Below are 16,406 nucleotides of genomic sequence, written 5' to 3'. Positions count from 1 at the left end.
GGGAATTGCCCAGGCAGGGCCAGAGTTCCTGGGTTCCAGACGCTTTCCTGGGGCAAGGCGTATCCAGAGCGCCTCCATATGGTCTAAACCCCTCTCATCATGAAACAGTCCAAGCGCCCCCCGGGCAAAAGCCAGCGGTACGGATCCCAGAGGTCTGGCCCGCGTCCACCGGGACCTGCGCCGGTCAGCGGTCCCCCCATCGAAATCCGTATCGATTCCGTGGGCGGGGAGGGCGACGGTGTCGGCAAGGGGCCGGACGGCAAGACCATCTACACGCCCTTCGCCCTGCCAGGCGAACTGGTCCGCGTAGTTGGTGGCGGCGAGCGGCGGGAACTGGACAAGGTCATTACCCCCAGTTCCCAGCGGGTCGAGCCGCCCTGTCCGCACTTTGGCGTTTGTGGCGGCTGCGCTCTCCAGCATTGGGAGGCCAGGGCCTATCTGGACTGGAAGGTCGAACGTCTGCGCGGCACCCTGGCCCTGCAGCACCTGGAAACCGAGATCCTGCCGGCCATAGCCGCAAAGCCGGGAAGCCGTCGTCGTCTTGCCCTGCATGCCCGAAAGGGAAACCGGGATGAGGCGCGTCTGGGCTTCAAGGAGCGGAAATCCTGGTCGGTTGTGGAGATTTCACGCTGTCCGGTGGCTGACCCCCGTCTCGACGCCGCGCTTCCGGCCTTGCGTCGCCTGGCGGCGCCGCTCTTCGAGCACCACAAGTCTGCGCCGACCCTGCACGTCACCCTGACCGCCGCCGGGCTGGATGTGGACATTTCAGGGGTCGAGGCCAAGTCCGGCGGTCTGTCTGCTGATGCACGCATGACCCTTGCCGAGCGCGCCGCCGAGGCCGACTTCGCCCGGGTGACCATTGATGGCGAGATCGCCTTCATGGCGCGCCAGCCGACCGTCCGCTTCGGGCCTGCCACGGTCGCCCTGCCGGCCGGCGCCTTCCTGCAGGCCACGGTCGAAGCCGAAGCCATGATGAGCGCCTTTGTCGCCAGGGCCGCCGAGGGCGCTACACGGATCGCCGACCTCTATTGCGGCGTCGGCACCTTCACCTTCCCCCTCGCAGCAGTGGCGCCGGTGATGGCGGCGGAGATGTCTGCGCCGGCAATCCGCGCGGTGACGGCCGCGACGGCGACAGCGCCTGGTCTGAAGGGCATTGTCGCCGAGGCCCGGGACCTGGTGCGCCGCCCCGTCCTGGCCGAAGAGCTGAAAAAGATCGATACGGTGGTCTTTGACCCGCCCAGGTCAGGGGCTGCTGAGCAATCAGCCGAACTGGCCCGTTCATCCGTGGCGCGGGTGATCGGGGTTTCGTGCAATCCAGCAACCTTTGCGCGGGACGCCAGGACCCTGGTGGACGCAGGCTTTGTCCTGAAGCAGGTTCTGCCTGTGGATCAGTTCCTGTGGTCGCCCCACATCGAACTGGTCGGGGTGTTTGAGCGCTAGATAGGGCTCTTGTTGGCCAGGATTGCAAAGGTCAGGCAGAGAACCACTGCAGCAGTCAGACCAAGCCTCAGCTGGCCATACCACTCTGGGGCCTCGCCCCGGCGGACGGTCCAAAGGTCATAGCCAAGCAGGCAGGCAAAGGTGACTGAGAGGGTCGCCAGGGCCCAGGTAATCGGCAGGAAGAGGGCAGGCCAGGCCACCAGGGCCGGTATGACGCTGACCGCATAGGCCCGCCAGTTATCCCCACGTCCTGGCCGGGCGACGGTAATCCCCCACTGCGCTCCGCCCATGAATGACAGGATGACGGCGCCATAGGCTGCCAGCCAGAGTGAGGCCGACCCATAGGGCGTCTGCAGCCGAAGGGCGATGGCGGCGGAGAGAGCGAAGAAGGGAACAAGTCCCGCTACGCCAAGGATCAGGGCTGCTTTTGGGGTGTTGTTGCCGGGATCAGTCATGAAAGGGGCGCCACGCGTCGGACCAGTCCCTGCAAGCCGGGACGAATGATGAGGAATAGCCGATAGAGCCGCTCCAGACACCAGAGGATCGGTGGCCAGCGCGCGGCAAGGCCCAGAGGGCGGAGGAGGGGCGTCGCCCGCCACATGGCGGCGAAGGCCGCCGCCCCGGAAAGCATGGGGCCGCCAGCCTCCTGGGCGTGAAAGCGGGCCAGCAGGGCGTCCCGGTCCAGGGGGCATGATCCGCCCTGAGCCAGATTCTCGAATGCAATCCTGCCGCCTGGGTCCAGTCGCCGGATCAGGGCGATTTCCCGGACGCAAAGGGGGCAGTCTCCGTCGTACCAGACCGTCAATTGAGGCATGAAGACGCCTCGCCGTTAGGTGTTCGCGCCAAACTGTGCCATGCAGGGCCTCGGCTGCGGGTCTGATCGTCCATGTTCGGACGCTACACCATGCCGAAGACGGTGGCAGGACATTTTCCGCCATACCTTCAAACCGTCCGGTACGGCCCGGCCCAAACACCCCAGAGTGTGATGAACGAGAACGACAAGACCGGATTCGCCGAGCGATTGAAGTCGGCTGCAGAGGCCAAGAAGGCCCTGCTCGAAAAGATGAAGCCCAAAGCGGCGGTCATCGACCCCATGTTCGCCGAGCGCGCCGCTCTTCGGGCCAAGGAGAAGGCCGACGAACTGGCCGCCGTCCGCTCTGCCCGCGCCGAAGCCCGCGCCACCGCCAAGGCCCTGGCTGAAGAGATAGCCGAAGCCCAGCGTCTGGAAGCCGACGCCCTGGCCGAAGCCGAACTGGGCGCCAAGCGCGGCGCCCGCAAGGAGCGCAAGGCGCTGACCAAGGCCGAGGCCAAGGCCGCCCGTGACGCCCGCTATGCCGCCCGCAAGGCGCGCAAATAGTCCCTGATCAATCCAGTTTACGAGGAGGCTGCGGGCATGGCGCGCAAACCCAACTACAATTTCGAACGCATGGAACGGGATCGTCTGAAGGCGATCAAGGTGGCTGAAAAGGCCAAGGCCAAGCGCGAACAACGCGAACGGGACAATCCCAATTCACCGGCCGCCGGCGACGATGACGCTGCTGACGCCAACGACGACGAAGCGTGAGCCCACCTATGCAGACCGCGATCATATTCAACCGTGAGACCGTCCAGCTGGATGGCGAGGCTTTCGAGGACTGCGAATTCCGCGATTGCCGCATGGTCTATTCCGGTGGGGAAACCCCGGTCTTCCGTCAGTGTCGATTTGAAGACTGCGACTGGCGCTTTGACGACGCTGCAGCCCGCACGCTTGCCCATCTGAAGCTGATCTGGGCGGTTGGCGGCAAGGCGCCTGTCCAGGCCATGATCAAGGAAATCACCGGCGCTGTCGGCAAGTAGGGCAGATCAGGGCCCAAACAGGTCGCCCTGATCGCCCGGCATACCGGGGCGGGCAAAGAGATCCGTCCTGAGGCCGGGTTGGGGCTGATCCAGGCCATACCGCTTCCGCGCCATGGCGAACCGCCTGGCCAGGATCTCTGCAATGGGCCCTTCGCCTTTCAGGCGGGTTTTCCAGTCTGCGTCATAGTCCTTTCCACCGCGCATCTGCCGGACCAGGGACATGACCCTGTCAGCCCGATCCGGATGGTCTGTCGCCAGCCATTCCTGAAACAGGGCCGCAATCTCCCGGGGCAGTCGCAGGGCGACATAGCCTGCGCTGCGGGCTCCCGCCCTGGCCGAAGCCTCGAGAACAGCCTCGAGTTCATGATCATTGAGCCCCGGAATGACCGGAGCGAACATGACCATGGTTGGAACGCCTGCCCCGGCAAGTGATCGAACGGCAGCCATGCGGCGTTCGGGCGCTGCGGCGCGGGGCTCCATGCTTCGGGCCAGCTTCCGGTCCAGTGTGGTGATGGAGATGGCGACCCGGGCCAGGCCCCTGGCCGCCATGGGCGCCAGGAGGTCGAGATCCCGTTCAATCAGCCCCGACTTGGTGATGATCGAGAAGGGGTGCTGAAACTTGGCCAGAACCTCGATGATCCGCCGCGTGACCTGGGTGGCCTTCTCCTGGGGCTGATAGGGATCGGTATTGCCGCCAATGTGTATGACGCCGACCTTGTAGCGAGGATTGCTGAGTTCGCGGCTCAATAGCTCGGCGGCGTTCGGTTTGAAGAACAGCCGGGTCTCGAAATCCAGACCCGGGGAAAGCCCCATATAGGCGTGGGCTGGTCTTGCGTAACAGTAGATGCAGCCGTGTTCGCAGCCGCGATAGGGGTTGATGGATCGGTCAAACCCGATGTCGGGGCTGTCATTGCGCGTGATGATGGTCCGGGCGACTTCCTCCGACAGGGTCGTGCGGATCTGCGCCGGCTGAGGGTCCTCAAGGGTCCAGCCATCGTCAAAGCCTTCGCGGACCTGGCCTTCAAACCGGCTGGAAATGTTTGACCGGGCGCCACGTCCGCGGGCGGGGATTGGAAGGGATGTCGCAGGCATGGCGAAACCCTAGCGGAAAAAGAGAACAAAAAAAGAACATTCTTGACTTCAGCAACGGGTTCAAGGCCAGTGGCGGCATGTTTTCCGTGCTTATCCCCGCCCGCAATCAGTTCGAAGACCTGCAGAAGCTGCTGGGTGATCTCACTCCGGCTGCGGTGGATGGCCTGATCCGCGAAGTCCTGGTTGCTGATGACGGATCTGAAGACCCGACAGCAGACTTCTGCGAGGACGCCGGTGTCGACCTGATCCAGGGGGGACTGGTGGCGGCAGCGATGGCGGCGAAGTCAGACTGGTTGCTGATCCTTCCCCCGTTCTTCCGAGCCGATGGTGAGCGTCTGAAGGCGCTGAAGGACTTTTCCGGGGGCGCGCTGACGCATGCACGCTATGGCGGGGTAAAGCCCAGGGAATTTCTGGCAAGGCCAGCCCTTGGCCTGATTGTGCGCAAGGCCGATCTGATCTCGACTTCAGAGACGCGGGATCCCGTCGTGCTCCTGAAGCGGTTTTCTCAGTCCGCCCGCAGGACCATATAGATGTTCGAGCTGAACGGCCCCAGCTTGAGGCCCGTATAGCCCAGGTCTGCCTTGCGGCCCGCCGGGATTGCCGCCCGCAGGTCCGCCGGGCCGGTCAGGATCAGCTCCGCCGGGTCCAGCCAGAGTTCCTTGCCCGTCAGTCGACACCCCGCGGCAAAGGTCGCTGGATGGTAGTGGGCCAGGGGCAGGGCGGTGTGATGCTCGATGGGAAACCAGCGGTTCGGAGCTGTAAGGAAGACCGTTTTCGCCACCCGCGACAGTTCAGCCACAAACGCCTTCTGGGCCTCGCGACTGCCCGTGTGCTCAATCACCGCATTGGAAACGGCGATGTCGAACTGCTGATCTGCGAAGGGAAGCGGCGCCCCGGGCTGGATCTGGCGGTAGGTCGCTTCGGGATAGGCGTTGCGGAAGAGGGCGCCTTCACCCAGCCCAGCGGCGGTGATGTTCTGGCGATGGGGATAGCGCCATTCCAGCATGTTGGCGCCGTCATTGATCACATCGGACACGCCGACATCGAGGATCTGGTCGCTGGCCTTCGGGGCCATCACCCGTTCAAAGTCGCGGTACATGGCCTCCCGCGCCCAGACCAGTACCCGCTCGCTGAGCGATTTCGGGGCTGTGGCCTCATAGTAGCGGGCGTCAACGACAGTCATGGGTGCGGCCTATCTCAGATGAGAGGGGGCGGGGTGCTGAAGGTAGGCGAAGCGACGCTGCTCCTGGCGGGCCCTGGCGACGGAATCGAGGATGAGGCCACAGGTAAAGCTGAGCAGGCCTGTCACGGCGACGCCGACCGAGACGATCAGGGTCGGGAAATGCAGAACCAGGCCCGTTCTCCAGAACTCGGCGACGACGGGCAGTCCCATGGCGGCGGCCACGGCGAAGAGGGCGAGGCCGCAAACACCGAAGAAGGGCAGGGGCTTCTCGTCCCGCAGCAGAAGGCCGATCATGGCCAGAATGCGGATGCCGTCGCGGATGGTGTTCAGCTTGCTGGTCGAGCCTTCAGGCCGGGCGCCATAGGCCGTCTCGACCTCGCTGGTGGGCAGGCGCATCTGCAGGGCGTGAACGGTCAGCTCGGTTTCAACCTCGAAGCGGGCTGAAGAAGCCGGGAAGCTCTTCACGAACCGACGGCTGAAGACCCGGTAGCCGGAAAGCATGTCCCGGACCTGACAGCCAAAGCCGATGCTGACCAGGCCGGTGAGCAGTCGATTGCCGAAGACATGACCGGGGCGATAGGCGGCCTGGACCTCTGTCACCCGCGAGCCAGTGACCATGTCATAACCGCCATCCAGAAGTTCGGCGATCAGGCGGGGTGCGGCGGATACATCGTAGGTGCCGTCGCCATCGACCATCACATAGATGTCGGCGTCGACGTCTGAAAACATCTGCCGCACCACATTGCCCTTTCCCTGGCGGGGGGCATGGCGGACGAGGGCGCCGACCCGTCGGGCTTCCTGACATGTCAGGTCGCTGGAATTGTTGTCGAATACGTAGATCTGCGCCAGGGGCAGGGCTGCCCGAAAAGCAAGGACCAGATCAGCAATGGTCGCCTGCTCGTTATAGCAGGGAATGACCACGGCGACTTCCGCAGCATGCACAGGCGGAGCGACTTCCGCTGCACGGTCGAGTGCGTCGTGGATGTCCCGGGGGCGAAGGTTCGCCTTGTTCCGGCGCTTCAGGATCGTATCAGCCATGAAACCCGTCTAGGCGGGTTGGGTTAACGAACCCCAAGCATGTGGTCAGGACGTGGCCAGTTTCTGGGGGCTGGTCGCCCGCCGGACCAGCAGGATCAAGACCCACCACATGGCGAAAGGCCCAAGTTGCAGGCCGGTCGGGAGCACTATCAGGCTCGCCAGGCTAGGCAGGGCCAGCATGGCCATCAGGGCGGTCTTCTCCCAATTCCGCCAAGCGGTCCTTTCAGCTTCAGCCCAGAGCCAGACAGAGGCGAAAAGCAGGGCAATCAGGTCATAGTCCCAGACATAGGGCGTCGCGACGAAAGTGGCGACCAGCAGGACAGCACCCTTGAGCTCCTTTGAGGCCGTCGTGCGCCAGACCGAGAAGACCATCCAGGCGGCAAGCAGACTTGTCGCCCCCTGCAGACCATAGGCGAACAGGCTGTCCACCCCGATCCTGCGAAGCATGAGATAGGTGGAGGGCATGTGGATGAAGCCCAGCCCTTGGGACTCAAGTATCCGTCTGTGGAAAGGCGTGTTGTGCAGGAAGCCTTCCCAGGTCGGAAGGCCGGTCCAGACCAGGCTGATCGCCACCAGCAGGGCAACTGTCGCCGCCGCTGAGAAGATGGTCTTCCAGCGGCCCGCCGCCAGCATGGCCACCGGGATCAGGACGCCCATGTGCGGCTTGTAGCAGAGAGCCCCAAACAACATGCCGGCGAGGATCGGGCTGGACTCTAGCACCATGATCCCCCCAGCCAGCAGGGCAGCGGTGAAGGCGCCGTTCTGGCCCGTCATCACATTGAACTGGAAGGCTGGCAGGGCCAGCACGGCCAGGCCTGCCCAAAGGGGCGTCAGCCGGTTCGACAGCATGCCGGTGACGATCGCCCAGCCGCTGAGGGTCCAGGCCGCAAAGGCCGGCAGGAAGGGCAGGAGGGCGAAGGGTGCGGCCAGCACCATGGCTACCGGCGGATAGCCGTACCATTTGAATTCGGCGTTCGGCGCTGTCAGGCTGCGCTCATAGGCCCAGAACCAGTTCAGGTCGTAGGCCTTGGCGGCCTGGCCCTGCATGGCCAGGCGGGGCCCGGCCCAGTAGTTCACGAAGTCCCGACCCAGCTGCTCGCCTTCGCCATTCACCACGCCGAACCGGGTATGAACCCAGATGTCGCCGGCCAGACCCACCAGGGAGACCATGGCGAACAATACGGCGATCAGCTTCAGCCTCTGCGGCGTGAGCCAGTCGCCGGTTCGGAGCAGGGTGAGGAGGTTGGACATGGAAAGTGGGCCTGCCGCAGATGCAGAGAATCGGAAGACCCCATTCAAGACGACAAAGGTGAGGGTTGTCTGAAGCCTCAGCTGCCCAGTCGCCACCCAACAGCCTTGGTGAAGTCTTCATAGAACTTCACCTCATAGGCCTGTTCCGGGTCACGGCGGACCCATTCGTCGAGCATGTGGGCATCGTCGCCCACCAGAATGCGCCAACGCTCGGCCTTGACCCCATCAAGTATGACCCGGGCGGCTTCCGCGGCCGTCATCGGGGCGTCTTCCAGGAAGCTGCGGGCCCGCTCGGCGACCATGGCGGCGATGGCGGCGTCCGGGACCTGGCTCATGTCCGCCCCTGCCGCCGTCGCTGCGGCGCGGGCGGCGGCGATTTCCTCAGGTGTCATTTCGTCAGCCTCGGTTCCGGCCTGTACCTTGCGGGAGTTGGCGACAATGGACGTGCCGATATGCCCGGGCATGACTACCGAGCATTTGATGTGCGGGGCAGTGTTCCGCAGGTCCGTGACCAGGGCTTCGGTAAAGCCCTTCACAGCGAACTTGGCGGCGGCATAGGAGGTGTGGGGCGTGGTCGGCCCTATGGTTCCCCAGAAACCGTTGACGCTGGAGGTGTTGATGATGTGTCCCTCATCTGCCGCCATCAGCAGGGGCAGGAAGGTGCGGACCCCCAGATAGACCCCGCCCCAGCAGACATTGAAGGTCTTTTCCCAGGCTTCACGGCTGTCACGGACCATGGATCCGCCGCCGGCGATACCGGCATTGTTGAACAGCAGATGGATGTGGTCCAGCTGGTGCTGTTCCACCAGTTCTTCGCGAAAACGGATGAGCTGGGCTTCGTCGGAAACGTCTGCCACATGGGCGGTGATCCGGGTTCCCTGCGGCCGGCCGTCGGCGTCGCAGAGGGCGATGGTCTGGGCCATGTTCTTCGCCGAGACATCGCACATGGCCACATTGCAGCCTTCAGCCACCAGCTGGCGAGCCAGTTCCCGGCCCATGCCTGTTCCGCCGCCGGTGATCACGGCGGTCTTGCCGGCAAAGTCCTTCATCGCATTTCCTCCTGGGATGTTTTGCCAGGACTTAAGCGCCTTTCTCCCGGGTTCGCAAAGCCTCATGGCGAATGCCGCCTTGACGGGGCAGGCGGCGGCGTCGGACCTTGGGTGAGGAGGATCTGACCATTTTCACCACCGCATTCCTGTTGCAAACGGCCGCATCCGGCGTCGCTGTCCTCGTGCTGGCAGGACTTGCGGCCTTGGCGCGACTCGCCAGGCCCATGCCAGCCCTGGATGAAGCTGCCGCACGGAGGCTGTTGTCCGAGGAGTTCCCGGGCCGGCCGCTGGAGCGGGTGTGGATCAGTGATGACGGCCGGGGCGCCGTCGCCAAGTCAGGCGCCGCCGCCATGGTCCTCTATGCCGCCGGCGACGGGTTTGTCGCCAGACACCTGCCCTGGGAAGACATTGCGGCCTCGACGGTGACAAACGGCACGGTAATGGTCCGACTTCATGATTTTGCGGCGCCCAGGGCGAATCTGGCCTTCGCCGCCTGGCCCCCGATCCAGGTTCCATAATGCTTCACGCCCCATTCGACCCGGTGACCCTCGCGGTTCCCTTTTTCATCCTGGCCATAATCCTGGAAATCGGCCTGGCGCGGATGGGGTGGGTGAAGACCCACTACGAGGCCAGGGACACACTGACCTCTTTGGCCATGGGGCTTGGGCGGGGAATTCCCGGCGTCCTGCTGGGCGGTGCGATCTTTGCGGCCACGGTCTTCGTCTACAACCACCGCATCTTCACCGTCCCCTTCACCGCCATCTGGGGCTGGGTGGCGATCTTCTTCCTGGAGGACCTGACCTATTACTGGTTCCACAGGCTGAGCCACGAGCGTCGGTTCTGGTGGGCGGCCCACGTCAATCACCACACCAGCCAGCACTACAACCTGTCGACGGCCCTGAGGCAGACCTGGACCGGCGGCATTGCCGGAACCTGGATCCTCTGGCTGCCCCTGGCGTGGCTGGGATTTTCACCGGCCCAGATCGCCATCCAGCAGGGTATCAGTCTGGTCTATCAGTTCTGGATCCACACCGAAGCCATCGGCCGCATGCCGCGCTGGTTCGAGGCGGTGATGAATACGCCCAGCCATCACCGGGTCCATCACGCCCGGAACCCGCGCTATCTCGACAGCAATTATGCCGGAATCCTCATCATCTGGGACAAGCTGTTTGGCACTTTCCAGCCAGAACTGGACGAGGAGCCCTGCCGCTATGGCATTGTGAAGAACCTGGGAGACTTCAATATCCTGAGGGTCGCGTTTCACGAATGGGTCGGAATGTTCTCCGATGTTGCGCGGGCGAAATCCCTGCGTGATGTCCTTGGCTATGTTGTCGGACCACCGGGCTGGAGTCCGGACGGAAGTCGCGACACCAGCGCCAGTCTCAAGGCGCAGTGGCGATCCCTGAACGCTCCAGCCGAATAGTTGCGTCAGATCACGGCGCATTCGCGTTATCGGGTGCACGACCAGCACCGTCAAAACTGAAGGCGATACAATGTCCGAACGTCCCCGCGCCAATCCCGCCCTCCGGCTGGCGTTTATCCGGCAGATCCACGTCTATGTGAGCGCCCTGATCGCGCCGAGCCTGTTGATGTTCGCCATCTCTGGCGGCCTTCAGGTCTATCGGCTGCAGGAGAGCCACCCCAATTACAAACCTCTGCCCATCGTCGAGAAGATGGGGCGTCTGCACAAGGATTCGGTGTTCGCCGCTGCGCCCAAGCGGGAGCGCCCCGAAGGCGCCGCACCTGCCAAGGCAGGCGGTGAAGCTGCTAAGGCGCCGCCAAAAAAGCGTGAGAAGCCCCTCGGCGTGAAGCTCATGCAGGCCTACTTCGCCTTCGTCTCGGTGGGTCTGGTCGTTTCGACCGGCCTCGGGGTGTGGATGGGCCTGATGTACAACCGCCGCAAGGGGCTGGTCCTGGCCGCCTTGCTGTCGGGTATCGCCCTTCCGGTCATCTTTACGTTGATGTCCTGAGAAAGCCTGACCGGCCCTGGCCGGTCAGGCCCCAGGGCTATTCGCCCAGGCGGATCAACATCTTGCCGTTGTTCTTTCCCGAGAACAGGCCGACCAGGCCTTCGGGCCCACGCTCGAAGCCATCGAGAATGGTCTCCTGGTACTTGACCTTGCCGGCTTTCAGCCAGGCGGTCATGTCAGACTGGAACTGGGCGTTGAGGTGGCCGAAATCACTGGCCACGAAGCCTTCCATCCGGACCCGGCTGTAGATGATGGTGGAGAGGTTGCGGACGCCTTCGCCGCCGCCGTTATAGGTCGAGATCATGCCGCAGACCGGGATCCGGCCCCGTACATTCATGCGAGGCAGGGCCGCATCCAGATGGGCGCCGCCGACGTTCTCGAAATAAACGTCAATGCCCTTGGGCATGAGGGCCTTCAGGGTCTTGGCGAGGGGCTCGGCCTGATAGTTGATGGCGCCGTCCAGCCCGACCTCGTCCAGCAGCCAGGCCTTCTTGTCGGCCGCCCCGGTGGCGCCGACCACATGGCAGCCCTTGATCTTGGCGATCTGGGCGACCACCGATCCGACCGCGCCGGCGGCGGTCGAGACAAAGACCTGCTCACCGTCCTTGAGCGCGCCGACTTCCAGCAGCCCGCCATAGGCGGTGATGCCCGTGCCGCCCAGGGCGTGCATGTAGACGCTGAGGGGCAATTCGGGATCGGGGTTGATCACCTGGACGCCACGGCCATCGCTGTTGAAGACTTCCCGCTGGCCCGCTCCGTGCCGGACAATATCGCCCACCTGGAACTTCGGGTTGTCAGACTGGGTCACCCGACCAATGCCGCCGCCCAGCAGGGGGGCGTTGAGCGGCTGGTTGGCGTCCAGCTGGGGCCGCATATAGGGGTCTACGGACATCAGCAGGTTGCGGACCTGGATCTCGCCGGCGCCGATGTCGGGGGTCGTGGTTTCGACAATGGCGAAATCGTCGACGGTCACGAGCCCTGAGGGGCGCTTGATGAGGTGGATCTGGCGGTTGACGGTCATGGTGGTTTCCTCCGGGGTGGTCTTTTGCGGACCTTAGATCACGAAGCCGCAGGCCATGGCGACCACCGATTTCAGCCCGCCGACGAATCGTCCCGCAGCAGGGGCAGGGAAAGACCTGAGACTGGCCTGGCCCCAAGCACTTCCCGGCGAAAGCGGAAGAGTTCGGCGGGGCGCCCGCCGGTGTCCTGGTCCAGCCTGCCCAGTCCTTCGACCAGGTCAGCCCGCTCAAGCGCCCGACGGAAGTTCTGTTTGTGAAGCCGGATGCCCGCCACCGCCTCAACCGCCCGCTGCAGGGCCGACAGGGTGAAGGACTCCGGCATGACCTCGAAGATCACCGGGCGGTATTTCAGCTTGCCCCGCAGCCGGGAGAGGGCCGTCGCCAGAATACGCCGGTGGTCGGAAATCATCGGCTCGCCCAGGGCAGCGCCAAGGGCGGAAAGGGCAGGGGCCGGCGCCTCGCCGCGATCCCGGGCCGCCTCGGGCGCCAGGCCCGCCTCATAGAGCAGCTCATAGCGCTCCAGGACCCGCTCTTCATTCCAGGGTGCGCCGTCCAGGGCGAACAGGAGGCGGGTGCGCGGCAGTCGGTCACCTCTCGCCCAGTTCCGCAGGGCGGGCTCCATGGCGGTGAGGGCAGGGGGGCGGCCTTCCCGCCAGTCCTCCCAGGGGAAGAACTTCAGCCAGTCCGCCCAGGCGCTGTCTGGCGCGTGGGTTTCAACGGCATGAGGGGTCAGGCCAAGATAACCCACCGAGATGACCCGGGCTGCCCGGTCGCCGGCTTCCAGAACGGCCACAGGCGCGTCCCGGCCCTTGTCGCCGAAGGTGTAGAGCTGCTCCACATAGCCAAGATCGAACCGGGTCTGGGCGGTCACGAAGGCCCGCAGGGCCAGTTCGAATGTCCGGTCGCCATCGGGGTCAAAGGGTCCGAAGGGCAGGCCGGCCGGCTGGCCAGGCGCCCGAACTGTCAGCACCAGGGCCTGGCCATCCCGAACGGCGACCACCACGGCTGAAAGTCCGATGACAACCCGATTGACCATCAGTGGCGCGCTGCAAAGTCAAAGGGCGCACCCGCGCCGATGAAGTCGTAATCGCCCATGGCGTCCAGGGCGTCGACCATGCGGCCGCCCCTGCCCATGATGTCGTCGGCCAGGGTGACGATCCGCCGGTTCGGCGAAGCGTGGCGGGAGGCCTGTCGCATGGTCAGGGCCAGGGACCGCTCATCGGCTCCCGGGCTCTTGTCGCAGGCTATGACGAAGGCCGCCGCCGTAGAGCGGCTGATCCCGGCCCAGCAGTGGACCAGCATGGGGGCGGTCTCATCCCAGGACCGACTGAACTCCAGCAGGTTGAGGACGACCTCTTCATTGGGTGGAACCAGGCCCTCGGTGGGTATGGAGATGTCATTTACCCCCAGCTTCAGATGCCGCTCCGCCCTGATGCCCAGGGGGGTGGTGATCATGCTGGAAGGATCCAGCAGTGAGACCATATGGGAGGGGCGGCGCTCGGCGATCACCCTGGCGGCTTCAGCCAATCCGCAGACGATGAGGGTCATGCTCACTCCGTCTCGAAAGCCGCAGGCGCAGAGGCAAAGCCGGCGGCCTCCGACAGGGTATGGTACCGGGCCACGAAGCGCATCTGCGCCTGGTGGGCGGTAAGGGGTTCGATCTCCAGCTGATAGCCGACCGGCGGCGCGTCGAACAGGTCGAGCGCCTCGTCACGGGCAAACCCTGCCAGCTGGGTGGCTTCGAAGAAGGCACTGGTGCGGTCTGCGCGCTTGATCAGCTTCTTGATGGCCGGCGGGGTCTTGGCGGGAAGGCCGAACCGGATGTGGATGGCGTTTTCCAGCCGCTCCTCAAACACCTTGTAATCATAGCCGAGGGCGGCCTTGAACGGGCTGATCATGTCGCCGATCACATATTCCGAGGCGTCGTGCAGCAGGGCGGTCAGCCGCCAGCGGGGTTCGAGATCCGGCTGGATGTGGGCGCAGACCTCTTCGACCACCAGGGAGTGCTGCGCCACGGAAAAGGCGTGCTCGCCTACGGTCTGACCGTTCCACCGGGCGACACGGGCCAGGCCGTGGGCGATGTCCTCGATCTCGATATCCATGGGGGAGGGGTCCAGCAGGTCAAGGCGACGGCCGGACAACATGCGCTGCCAGGCCCTGGGCAGGTCCTTGGCCTTTCGCAACCCTTTGACCACTTCGCCGTTCCCCTTCTCGTGATCCCCTGACCTGAACCAGGACTTGAGAAAGATCAATGCATGGGGGCATGCTCGCGTGTGAACTTGCATCATGAGGGACGCAGCTATGAGTTGGGCACGGATTATCGCTCCATTGTCGGGCGGCGCAGACGACAAGGCCGCGATCCTGGCCGGAGCCGCTCTGGCCGAGCCCTTCGGCGCCGAACTGGCGGGCGTCTATGCGCCTGCCGATGTGGCCGACCTCATGCCCTGGATGGGCGAAGGGTTTCTGGGTGGGGTGCAGAGCACGGCGCTTGAGTCCCTGAAGGAAGCCGCCGCCGTGGGTGAGAAGCACGCCCGGGCCCATATGGATGCCTGCGCCTATACCAAGAAGCAGTTCATCGCACTTCAGACCCCTGTATGGGCTGGGCTGTCGGTAGAAAGCCGCCTGTCAGATGTGGTGGTCTTCTCAAATGATCCCCCACGGGGTCGGGGCCCGCTGGCTGAAGTCTTCCAGCAGATGGTGGCCGACGAGCAGCGGCCCGTTCTGATCGCCCGTGAGGGTTTCAAGGTTGGTGGTGTGGTTGCGGTCGCCTGGGATGGCGGCAAGGAAGCCAGCCGTGCGGCGCGCCTGGCCATGCCTCTTCTGGAAAAGGCCTCAAAGGTCGTGATCCTGGCAGCGCCCAAGGCCAGTTCCCGCAGCTTTGATCCCGCCAAGCTCCAGGGCTATTACGCGGCCCGCGGCATTGCGGCTGACATTGATATGCTGCCCGACAGCGGCGATGCTGGCCCGGTCCTGCTCTACGCCGCCAAGAAGGCGAATGCCGAAATCCTGGTCGCCGGCGCCTTTGGTCACCCGAGGCTCCAGGAATTCATCTTTGGTGGCACAACCCGCAGCCTTCTGGCCGCCGATCAGCCGACCCTTTTCCTGTCCCACTGAGTCACGAAGGTCATTCCATGTCCCTGTCTCGTATCGTCATGCGGCTGGCCCGCAATCCCGGCACGGAGTTCGCCGGCGGGGATGACCATCGAGGCTACACCCTGACCGCGCCCCTGACCTCCGACAGCCATCTGGATGAAGCTGCCTATGCCAAACACAAGGCAGCCTGCAGCGTGCGACGGTTTTCGCCGGATGAGGACCCGGCCATTGGGCACCTCGCCCATCGCGGCAAGGTCTGGTTCTTTGACTATGATGTAGCCGGATCAGCGGATGACGAGCCGGTGCACCGCCTTGGCGATCATCGCTTCGCCGTCGGGGAATATGTCACCGTGACGGACGAAGACGGCCGGCCCCTGACCTACAAGGTCGTCGAGGTCCAACCCACAGGCTGAATGCCAGCCTGGAGGTCTGGCGCCCTACACGCCGCCATTGCGCCGGACCAGGCGCTTGACGTCTCCATAGACGTCGCCATGGAAACCGCCGGACTTCTTCGACTTGATGATGGCGACCGTCAGCGGCCCTGTCTTGGGCCCGGCCACTTCATAGCCGACATACTTGTAGCCACCGCCCAGATTGTCTCCGGCATAGACAAACATGGCCTGGATGCCCCGTTTGGTTCTGGCCAGACCTTCGCCCCTCAGTCGGACATCAGACACGGCCTTGACCACGGCCTTGTCATTGTCGGTGTCGATGTGCATGCGCCCAACACGGATGGCGGCGCCGTCCCCCTCGGCGTCTATGCGCACGCCGGGCATGGAAATGTGAGCTGAGTCATCCTTTCCATCCGCGTCAATGCGGACCCCGGGCAGGACAACGCTGGCCGACTGATCGCCGTCGCTGAGGCCCCGCTCCTTGAGCTTGGAGTCAACAGTCCGTTCGACTTCCGAAATCTCGGATGCATCCCTGGCCGAGTCCGATGCTGACCAGGCCTTCTCTGAGTCAGCCCTGGCTTCGGCTTCAGCCTTCTGGGCTTCTGCGGCGTCCTGGCGGGCCTCTTCAACAGCCTTGGCGGCGTCGGTTTCAGCGGTTTGAACACCCTCGTCCGTGGCGGCTTCGGCCCTGAGTTCGGTTTCCAGCCGGGTCAGCAAGGTGTCGGGCCCCTTGGCGTCCAGAGCCACGAGCTTCAGGGACACATGGGCGCCATCTGCAATCTGGTATTCGCAGGACTTGCCATCCGGCGAAATGCTGGTGCGCATGAGATCCCCAGCCTGCTCGGGGCAGTCGAGACGCCCGGTCATGGCTGCCGAATGACTGTCACGTTGCGCGCAGGCGGCGGTGCTCAGGGCAAGTGCCGAGACAGCGCAGAGAGCTAGGGCTTTCATGGACGATCATCTCCTGTCCGTTCGATGGGAACGGTGAGGGCGAAGCCTGAAAAGGTCGAGTGAATTCGCGGTAAGCCTCGCTTCAGCGCATT

21 protein-coding genes are annotated in these 16,406 nt (G+C 64.3%); 9 read left to right on the top strand and 12 right to left on the bottom strand.

Annotation, left to right across the window (positions count from 1 at the left end; translation table 11 throughout):
- Window positions 1–99: 99 nt before the first annotated feature.
- Window positions 100–1,440, top strand: a complete 1,341-nt coding sequence (locus tag CFE28_11395) for an RNA methyltransferase (GenBank protein ID OYU70539.1) — start codon at window positions 100–102, stop codon at window positions 1,438–1,440.
- On the opposite strand, the gene CFE28_11390 is transcribed toward CFE28_11395, so the two are convergent.
- Both CFE28_11390 and CFE28_11385 read right to left on the bottom strand, forming a co-directional pair.
- Complete coding sequence (locus CFE28_11390; GenBank protein OYU70538.1) at window positions 1,437–1,895, bottom strand: DUF3429 domain-containing protein; 459 nt, start codon at window positions 1,893–1,895, stop codon at window positions 1,437–1,439. The genes CFE28_11395 and CFE28_11390 overlap by 4 nt on opposite strands.
- Window positions 1,892–2,254 (bottom strand): thiol-disulfide oxidoreductase, encoded by a 363-nt coding sequence (locus CFE28_11385; protein OYU70537.1) that lies wholly within the window; start codon window positions 2,252–2,254, stop codon window positions 1,892–1,894. Before CFE28_11385 ends, CFE28_11390 begins: the two co-directional genes overlap by 4 nt.
- Before the next feature lie 171 nt (window positions 2,255–2,425).
- On the opposite strand from CFE28_11385, the gene CFE28_11380 reads away from it, so the two are divergent.
- Complete coding sequence (locus CFE28_11380; protein ID OYU71681.1) at window positions 2,426–2,797, top strand: hypothetical protein; 372 nt, start codon at window positions 2,426–2,428, stop codon at window positions 2,795–2,797.
- A 215-nt stretch (window positions 2,798–3,012) separates the two neighbouring features.
- On the top strand, window positions 3,013–3,276 hold the full coding sequence (locus CFE28_11375; GenBank protein ID OYU70536.1) for a hypothetical protein: 264 nt from the start codon (window positions 3,013–3,015) through the stop codon (window positions 3,274–3,276).
- Window positions 3,277–3,282: 6 nt separating this feature from the next.
- On the opposite strand, the gene CFE28_11370 is transcribed toward CFE28_11375, so the two are convergent.
- Window positions 3,283–4,368 (bottom strand): radical SAM protein, encoded by a 1,086-nt coding sequence (locus tag CFE28_11370; protein OYU70535.1) that lies wholly within the window; start codon window positions 4,366–4,368, stop codon window positions 3,283–3,285.
- A gap of 77 nt (window positions 4,369–4,445) precedes the next feature.
- Between CFE28_11370 and CFE28_11365 the strand changes: the two genes are divergently transcribed.
- A complete protein-coding gene (locus CFE28_11365; protein ID OYU70534.1) occupies window positions 4,446–4,898 on the top strand; it encodes a hypothetical protein in 453 nt (150 codons plus the stop codon).
- Here the strand turns inward: CFE28_11365 and CFE28_11360 are convergent.
- From CFE28_11360 to CFE28_11345, 4 genes are read right to left on the bottom strand one after another with little or no spacing between them, the layout of a single operon-like run.
- Entirely contained in the window at window positions 4,874–5,551 is a 678-nt protein-coding gene (locus CFE28_11360) for a methyltransferase (protein OYU70533.1), read from the bottom strand. The two genes, CFE28_11365 and CFE28_11360, sit on opposite strands and share 25 nt — an antisense overlap.
- A 9-nt stretch (window positions 5,552–5,560) precedes the next feature.
- On the bottom strand, window positions 5,561–6,589 hold the full coding sequence (locus CFE28_11355) for a glycosyl transferase (GenBank protein ID OYU70532.1): 1,029 nt from the start codon (window positions 6,587–6,589) through the stop codon (window positions 5,561–5,563).
- A gap of 45 nt (window positions 6,590–6,634) precedes the next feature.
- On the bottom strand, window positions 6,635–7,936 hold the full coding sequence (locus CFE28_11350; GenBank protein ID OYU70531.1) for a hypothetical protein: 1,302 nt from the start codon (window positions 7,934–7,936) through the stop codon (window positions 6,635–6,637).
- Window positions 7,918–8,889 carry a short-chain dehydrogenase gene (locus CFE28_11345; GenBank protein ID OYU70530.1) on the bottom strand — a complete coding sequence of 324 codons (972 nt, stop codon included), beginning with the start codon at window positions 8,887–8,889 and terminating at the stop codon, window positions 7,918–7,920. The genes CFE28_11350 and CFE28_11345 overlap by 19 nt, the downstream gene beginning before the upstream one ends.
- A gap of 146 nt (window positions 8,890–9,035) precedes the next feature.
- Between CFE28_11345 and CFE28_11340 the strand changes: the two genes are divergently transcribed.
- From CFE28_11340 to CFE28_11330, 3 genes are all read left to right on the top strand, one after another.
- Window positions 9,036–9,407 (top strand): hypothetical protein, encoded by a 372-nt coding sequence (locus tag CFE28_11340; protein ID OYU71680.1) that lies wholly within the window; start codon window positions 9,036–9,038, stop codon window positions 9,405–9,407.
- Window positions 9,407–10,312 carry a C-5 sterol desaturase gene (locus tag CFE28_11335; GenBank protein OYU70529.1) on the top strand — a complete coding sequence of 302 codons (906 nt, stop codon included), beginning with the start codon at window positions 9,407–9,409 and terminating at the stop codon, window positions 10,310–10,312. Before CFE28_11340 ends, CFE28_11335 begins: the two co-directional genes overlap by 1 nt.
- A gap of 70 nt (window positions 10,313–10,382) precedes the next feature.
- Window positions 10,383–10,859: a hypothetical protein gene (locus tag CFE28_11330; GenBank protein ID OYU70528.1), complete on the top strand. Its 477-nt coding sequence runs from the start codon at window positions 10,383–10,385 to the stop codon at window positions 10,857–10,859.
- 37 nt (window positions 10,860–10,896) lie between these two features.
- Here the strand turns inward: CFE28_11330 and CFE28_11325 are convergent, their stop codons facing one another.
- The 4 genes from CFE28_11325 to CFE28_11310 all read right to left on the bottom strand — a co-directional run bounded on the left by CFE28_11325 (window position 10,897) and on the right by CFE28_11310 (window position 14,022).
- A complete protein-coding gene (locus CFE28_11325; GenBank protein OYU70527.1) occupies window positions 10,897–11,880 on the bottom strand; it encodes an NADP-dependent oxidoreductase in 984 nt (327 codons plus the stop codon).
- Window positions 11,881–11,951: 71 nt separating this feature from the next.
- On the bottom strand, window positions 11,952–12,914 hold the full coding sequence (locus CFE28_11320) for an NAD regulator (protein OYU70526.1): 963 nt from the start codon (window positions 12,912–12,914) through the stop codon (window positions 11,952–11,954).
- Window positions 12,914–13,426, bottom strand: coding sequence for a protein tyrosine phosphatase (locus CFE28_11315; protein ID OYU70525.1), 513 nt, complete (start codon window positions 13,424–13,426; stop codon window positions 12,914–12,916). Before CFE28_11315 ends, CFE28_11320 begins: the two co-directional genes overlap by 1 nt.
- A 2-nt stretch (window positions 13,427–13,428) precedes the next feature.
- Window positions 13,429–14,022, bottom strand: a complete 594-nt coding sequence (locus CFE28_11310) for a phosphohydrolase (GenBank protein OYU71679.1) — start codon at window positions 14,020–14,022, stop codon at window positions 13,429–13,431.
- Between the two features lie 142 nt (window positions 14,023–14,164).
- Between CFE28_11310 and CFE28_11305 the strand changes: the two genes are divergently transcribed.
- Both CFE28_11305 and CFE28_11300 read left to right on the top strand, forming a co-directional pair.
- Window positions 14,165–14,992, top strand: coding sequence for a universal stress protein UspA (locus CFE28_11305; protein ID OYU70524.1), 828 nt, complete (start codon window positions 14,165–14,167; stop codon window positions 14,990–14,992).
- Between the two features lie 17 nt (window positions 14,993–15,009).
- Complete coding sequence (locus tag CFE28_11300) at window positions 15,010–15,384, top strand: hypothetical protein (protein OYU70523.1); 375 nt, start codon at window positions 15,010–15,012, stop codon at window positions 15,382–15,384.
- 24 nt (window positions 15,385–15,408) lie between these two features.
- On the opposite strand, the gene CFE28_11295 is transcribed toward CFE28_11300, so the two are convergent.
- A complete protein-coding gene (locus CFE28_11295; GenBank protein ID OYU70522.1) occupies window positions 15,409–16,188 on the bottom strand; it encodes a hypothetical protein in 780 nt (259 codons plus the stop codon).
- Between the last annotated feature and the right edge of the window lie 218 nt (window positions 16,189–16,406).

It is taken from the genome of Alphaproteobacteria bacterium PA2 (assembly GCA_002256425.1).
Lineage (GTDB): Bacteria > Pseudomonadota > Alphaproteobacteria > Caulobacterales > Caulobacteraceae > Phenylobacterium.
Note: the sequence above shows the minus strand (reverse complement) of the source record. Positions and strands in the feature narration are given on the sequence as shown.

Bases quoted from the DNA above. Each gene is read 5' to 3' on its own strand.
- CFE28_11330 (OYU70528.1), top strand. From the start codon at position 10,383: ATGTCCGAACGTCCCCGCGCCAATCCCGCCCTCCGGCTGGCGTTTATC.
- CFE28_11380 (OYU71681.1), top strand. From the start codon at position 2,426: ATGAACGAGAACGACAAGACCGGATTCGCCGAGCGATTGAAGTCGGCT.
- CFE28_11370 (OYU70535.1), bottom strand. From the start codon at position 4,368: ATGCCTGCGACATCCCTTCCAATCCCCGCCCGCGGACGTGGCGCCCGG.
- CFE28_11355 (OYU70532.1), bottom strand. From the start codon at position 6,589: ATGGCTGATACGATCCTGAAGCGCCGGAACAAGGCGAACCTTCGCCCC.
- CFE28_11325 (OYU70527.1), bottom strand. From the start codon at position 11,880: ATGACCGTCAACCGCCAGATCCACCTCATCAAGCGCCCCTCAGGGCTC.
- CFE28_11335 (OYU70529.1), top strand. From the start codon at position 9,407: ATGCTTCACGCCCCATTCGACCCGGTGACCCTCGCGGTTCCCTTTTTC.
- CFE28_11315 (OYU70525.1), bottom strand. From the start codon at position 13,426: ATGACCCTCATCGTCTGCGGATTGGCTGAAGCCGCCAGGGTGATCGCC.
- CFE28_11390 (OYU70538.1), bottom strand. From the start codon at position 1,895: ATGACTGATCCCGGCAACAACACCCCAAAAGCAGCCCTGATCCTTGGC.
- CFE28_11395 (OYU70539.1), top strand. From the start codon at position 100: ATGAAACAGTCCAAGCGCCCCCCGGGCAAAAGCCAGCGGTACGGATCC.
- CFE28_11360 (OYU70533.1), bottom strand. From the start codon at position 5,551: ATGACTGTCGTTGACGCCCGCTACTATGAGGCCACAGCCCCGAAATCG.
- CFE28_11305 (OYU70524.1), top strand. From the start codon at position 14,165: ATGAGGGACGCAGCTATGAGTTGGGCACGGATTATCGCTCCATTGTCG.
- CFE28_11320 (OYU70526.1), bottom strand. From the start codon at position 12,914: ATGGTCAATCGGGTTGTCATCGGACTTTCAGCCGTGGTGGTCGCCGTT.
- CFE28_11365 (OYU70534.1), top strand. From the start codon at position 4,446: ATGTTTTCCGTGCTTATCCCCGCCCGCAATCAGTTCGAAGACCTGCAG.
- CFE28_11300 (OYU70523.1), top strand. From the start codon at position 15,010: ATGTCCCTGTCTCGTATCGTCATGCGGCTGGCCCGCAATCCCGGCACG.
- CFE28_11375 (OYU70536.1), top strand. From the start codon at position 3,013: ATGCAGACCGCGATCATATTCAACCGTGAGACCGTCCAGCTGGATGGC.
- CFE28_11310 (OYU71679.1), bottom strand. From the start codon at position 14,022: ATGTTGTCCGGCCGTCGCCTTGACCTGCTGGACCCCTCCCCCATGGAT.
- CFE28_11295 (OYU70522.1), bottom strand. From the start codon at position 16,188: ATGCGCACCAGCATTTCGCCGGATGGCAAGTCCTGCGAATACCAGATT.
- CFE28_11345 (OYU70530.1), bottom strand. From the start codon at position 8,889: ATGAAGGACTTTGCCGGCAAGACCGCCGTGATCACCGGCGGCGGAACA.
- CFE28_11385 (OYU70537.1), bottom strand. From the start codon at position 2,254: ATGCCTCAATTGACGGTCTGGTACGACGGAGACTGCCCCCTTTGCGTC.